At 61.7% G+C, this 3,898-nt stretch carries 2 protein-coding genes; both read right to left on the bottom strand.

The features are described from left to right. Nucleotides 1–89: 89 nt before the first annotated feature. Complete coding sequence (locus QZL67_RS03835) at nucleotides 90–3,617, bottom strand: DUF4132 domain-containing protein (RefSeq protein WP_022289448.1); 3,528 nt, start codon at nucleotides 3,615–3,617, stop codon at nucleotides 90–92. Beyond that, on the bottom strand, nucleotides 3,614–3,898 hold a 285-nt coding region (locus QZL67_RS03830; protein ID WP_292919809.1), incomplete at its 5' end, for a hypothetical protein. The genes QZL67_RS03830 and QZL67_RS03835, both read right to left, overlap by 4 nt.

Genomic DNA, 3,898 nt, shown 5'->3' with positions numbered 1-3,898 from the left:
AAAGACGCCGGCTTGAAACCATATTGCCCATCGCCGGCGCAAAAAGTGCGAAAGCAGCACCGGACGGGAACATCCCGTCCGGTGCTGCTTTAGTTTTTTCTCTCCCGCCAGGTAGGGTCGGTCTCCGTGCTGGAGGCGGTTGCCCGCTCCAGCTGGTAAAATACCTCGCTGTAATAACGGGCGGGGATGTCCCCCAAGGCAAAGATGTGTTCCGCCTTTGGGGTATCGTAGCAGTAGCTGCCCCGCTTCACGGTGCCTGCTTTGTAGAACACCGCATCGTAGACGGTCACGGTCTCGTTCTCATCGCCGATGAAGCAGCCGGAAAAACGCAGTTCCACTCCCAGGCCGAGCGCGGGGTCCTCCCGGTAAAAGGTGTAATACCCGCCTCCGTCCTGTACACTGCCGCGGAACCAGCCAAGGCTCTGCAGCTTGCCGGAGAGAGACAGACCGTTGAGCATCTTCCCGCCGAAGTCCTCCAGAGCGCGGCGCTTCTCGCCGCCGGGTTCCAGACGGTACACCGGGCGGTTCAGCTGCAGAATGCTCTGGGTGATCTCGTAGTCCTTCAGCTGCTGTTGCCAGGCAGACAGGACCTGAGGTTCCAATTCCACCGGATGGACCAGACCGATCCGGGCATCTGCGGGCAGACAGAATTCCTCCTCGTCCACCGTGTTGAAGGAGCCGTCCTCCATATAGCGGAAGGTCGTTTGCAGTCTGTCGTTTTCATAGATGCCCCAGATCAGGCTGATGGCAAACTGATGCATGATGGGGTTTTTCACAAACAGCGCCTGCCATGCCTCGTCCTTCCAGCAGCGAAGGGCGGAGAGAGCTGCCTCCAGGCGGTTCTTTTGAGTGGATGCGGCGGTGCGGAGCTGTTTTTTCATCGCTTTGAAGTCATCATACGCGGCAGTGGCCTTTTCCGCGTCATCCGTTTTGCCGGGGGCGGGGAGATTCTTGACGCGCTTGCCTGCGTCGTTGGTGATCTCCAGCTCCATGGTGGGGGTCAGATGCACCGTAAAGCTGCGGGAACCATAATCAAACGTGCGTTTCCCGTCGGCAGAAAAGCCCAGGTCCGGAACGATCCGGTCAGCCAGCTCCTCCAACGTGATGCCCAGCTCCTGGGCCGCGTGCTCCAGAGCCGCGCCGGCGGCGGCTTTGACCTGCCGGAACTTGAATTTGCGTGAGATGGCGTCCACGGCCAGCAGAGCGGCGGGATCAGGACTCAGGGCCAGAGCTGTCACGGCATCACAGGCGATCGCGCCCCGGGCGTGCTGGGGCCATTCGCTGATGGCCCGGACCAGCTTCGGTGTCATGGCGGGGCCGCCGAAGACTGCCGCGAAAGCCAGCACCCATTTCGTTTTGCTTGGAGCGCCCTCGGCCAGCCACTTTTCATAGACTTCGTGGGCAAGGACGGTCAGGTCCCCTTCCTCAATCCCCTCGGCCAGACTGGCAGCGGTCTCGCTGCGGCCGATGCGGCCCAGTTCGCAATAAGCTGTCAGCAAGGCGGCGCGGCGGTCCTCGCTCACTTGGGCGTGCGTATGGTCCCTCAGATGCAGCGTAGGCAAGGGGGCATCCAGCAGCCATTGGACTCTGCGCTTTTTCCCGCCTTTCAGAACCTGGGCAGTCAGCTCTTCGGGATTGACAGGCGAGGGAGTCCCGGGTGCTGCGCCGACCTGCCCCAGTGCGGCGCGGATCGCGGACACGACCTTGGTGCTCTTTTCCGCCGCCAGAGCTTCCTCCAGCGCAGGACGCAGCTCATCGCCCAGCTTTGCGCTCACTTCTGCGGCCATGAGCCGTTCGGCGGCTTTTCCGTGTCTGAGCAGAGCCGCATAATCCGATGCCCAGTCCCGATGGGGCGGCAGGATGGTCAGCAGCAGTTCCCGGATCTGTTTGGAGGAGTCCCCGGCACATGCCAGGATTCCCGCCTTTGCCGCCTGCGCGCAGTCGGGCAGGGCAGTCAGCTCGTCCAGTGCGGACAGGGCCACCTGCCGGCTGAACACATCGCCGGTCTTTGCCGCAGTGCACAGCCCGGTCAGATGCTCCGGTTTCTTCACTGCTTCATAGACGGCGTTTCGGATGCTGGATTTAATGGCTTCCCGGAAACTTGCATCGTGCAAGGCGCCGAACACGCGCAGTGTGTCTGTCAGCGGGAGACCTTTTGCCAGCAGAGCTTCTGCCAGGTCGGTGATATCCTGGTTGGAACGGAAGAGATCCTCCATCCCAGAGCCCCGAAATACCACAGCAAATGCCACCGCGCAGCGGCAGGCGAAATCGTCCCAACCGGCGGCGATGCGGTAATAGCAGATCAGCTGCGCCTCCTCAGAGAGAAAGCAGTACGGGGAAGCGGGGATGGCGGACAGCTGTGCCGCACTGTCCCGCAGGCTGCCCATATCGCTCAGATAGGCATCCAGATCCGGGCCGCCGGTTTGTACATGCTTTTCCAGAAGGCTGATGATCCGTTGCTGCTGACCGCTGCCTCCGCCGGGAACCGTACCCGGCAGCAGTTTGCGCAAGGCCATGATTTGGCCGGCATCCATTTCCTGCAGCACCTGATCGACATCGCATTTGCACCGCTGAGCCACGGCCCGCCGAAGCGGCTCGCTGATCCAATGGGAGGAGCAGCCTGTCAAAAACAGCAGCATGGTCGCCTTTCCGCCGGGAAGATCCCACAACAGGTTCTCCAGCTGCTCCATCAAATACGCCTGGGGTACCCGGGAAAAAATAGCTTCCAACAGTGAGGAGGCATTCAGGGAGAGATAGATCCGCACGGCACAGCGCGCCCGGTCATCCTGACACTGGCCCAGAAAGGAGGCTGTGCCCAGCAGGCCGGTCAGGTATGGATTGGAGAGGCTGGTGTTCAATACCGTCTGAGGTCCGGCGGCGTAAGCGGTTTTGACGGACACAATGGGCAGATGGAGATCCGGATCGCCCTTTTGGATGTACCCGGCCAGTGCCCTGCGGTCTGCGTCTCCCAGGGTGGGGACCGCCTCAGCCAGAGCGTTTAGGTTGCTCTCGGTCAGGATGGCTTTTTGACGTTCCGACAGTGCGTCCGTACCTTCCGGCAGCTTCTGCGGCAGGTCGGAGACCGTTTTCCGCCGCTCGCAAAGCAGGATGCCGGCCAGTGTGGCGTGGAGATTGCCCGGCGGGGTACCGCCCAGTGCCTGGGCGTCTTCCAGAATCTCCGGCTCATTGGCAGCCAGCTGATGAAGCCAGACCGGTGTGCCCCATGTACCGTGCTCTGCCTCCATGGCGGCCACGGCGCGCTTGCCCAGCAGCTGGATGCGCAGCTCCCGTTCCTGTTCCCGTACGCGGGGATCGCAGAAATCTTCCAGCAAAAAGATGGCTGAGCTTTTCCCAATGGCCCAATACAGCTTGATGTACCGGGCGATTTGCGCCGTGCTGCCGGCTTCCCGCAGTGCTGACAGGCAGTGTGCAGCCTGGCACTGCTGCAAGGTGTCCAGGTCTTTGAAATCCTGGGCCTCCGCTTTTTCCAGCAGGTGGTCGTCGCACGGATCAGCCGAGAGATATTCCAGTGCCATGGAACGGTTGCTGGGAGAAAACTCCAGCGTGTCCAGCAACTTTTCCAGTTCTGCCTTTTTATGGTCCTGTATCGTATTCATAGGTCGCCTCCTGCTCTTTCCTGGGCGCGGGGAGATACAGCACCCGGCATCTCCTGCTGCCACCGCTGTGCGATAGATTCCTCCTGGAGCTTCTCCCGGCAGAGCGCCAGGTAGCGGGCAGCCCGGCAAAGGGCTGCCATCAGGGATTGATCGTTCTTTTTTAGCGTATGGGCCCGGGCGGTCAGCGCCGTCTCCAGTTCTGTCAGCAGGGCCGCTCCCGTATGCAGGCCCGCATCCCCGCACTGTCGGGCAAGTGCGCGCAGGCGGGGAGCGGCGGATGG

Origin of the sequence: Oscillibacter sp. CAG:155 (assembly GCA_000436875.1) — a bacterium.
In the GTDB taxonomy this organism is placed as follows: Bacteria; Bacillota; Clostridia; order Oscillospirales; family Oscillospiraceae; genus Oscillibacter.
The sequence above is the reverse complement of the archived record's forward strand: the minus strand, read 5'-3'. Positions and strand labels throughout refer to the sequence as shown.

Excerpts from the sequence above, each read along its gene's own strand:
- QZL67_RS03835 (WP_022289448.1), bottom strand. The coding sequence starts at position 3,617 with ATGAATACGATACAGGACCATAAAAAGGCAGAACTGGAAAAGTTGCTG.